General features: G+C 70.6%; 1 protein-coding gene. It reads left to right on the forward strand.

The annotated features are described in order from the left end of the window. Positions 1–559 precede the first annotated feature (559 nt). Positions 560–850 (forward strand): D-aminoacyl-tRNA deacylase (gene dtd, locus G7A99_RS21980; RefSeq protein WP_163144101.1); only part of this gene is annotated, 291 nt, incomplete at its 3' end.

Raw genomic sequence — 850 nt, forward strand, 5'->3', positions numbered from 1 at the left:
GATCCGGTATAGCCCCGTCCAGGCGGACCGTAGGTCGGTATTAGGTGTAGGTCGGCTGCTCGAAGGCAGCCGACAATGGCCCTGGAGAAGCGGCGTTGCAGGGAGCCGCCCGCGCGCGGGTGGGGCCGGCCGTGTGGAGTCGGGCGCCGCTGGTGCGCAATATCCCCGGCTGACTGACGCCCTGCACACGGCCGACGTTTCCCGGCACCCCTGACACACCGGGCGGACGCGCGGGTCCGTGATCCGGCCGCTCCGCCGCTTTCTACGTTGTGCTGGACCAAAAAAATGCCGGCGCGATCCCTGCGCCGGCTTGTTAGGTTCACTGTGCTGGAGGTGAAACGCGCACGCGACCCCCTCCGTGGGGTCGACCGGCTCCTGCCGGCGTGCGCCACTTCCCTGTGGTTTTTGTTATGGCCGCGGCTTCCTGCTGCGGCCCGCCCGCCCTCAATGGCAGGCACGGGGACAGGATGCCACCATCGCCGGGGGGTGACTGTCAGCCGCCGGTGACAGACCATGTAGGAATTGGCCTACACGGCCGCTACCCCATCCGGAGGAAGACATGATCGCGCTGCTTCAGCGCGTCAGCCGCGCGGCGGTGGACGTCGACGGCAGGACCGTCGCCGCGATCGGCGGAGGGCTGCTCGTGCTCGTCGGCGTTCAGCGCGAGGACGGGCCGGCGGACGCCGCCCGGCTCGCCGGGCGGCTGCTCGCCTACCGCGTGTTCGAGGACGCCGATGGCCGGATGAACCGTTCCCTGACGGATACCGGCGGCGGGCTGCTGCTGGTGCCGCAGTTCACCCTCGCGGCCGACACCCGCAAGGGCAACCGCCCGGGGTTCTCCACCGCGGCG

The sequence above is a fragment of the Arhodomonas sp. KWT genome (assembly GCF_010993615.1).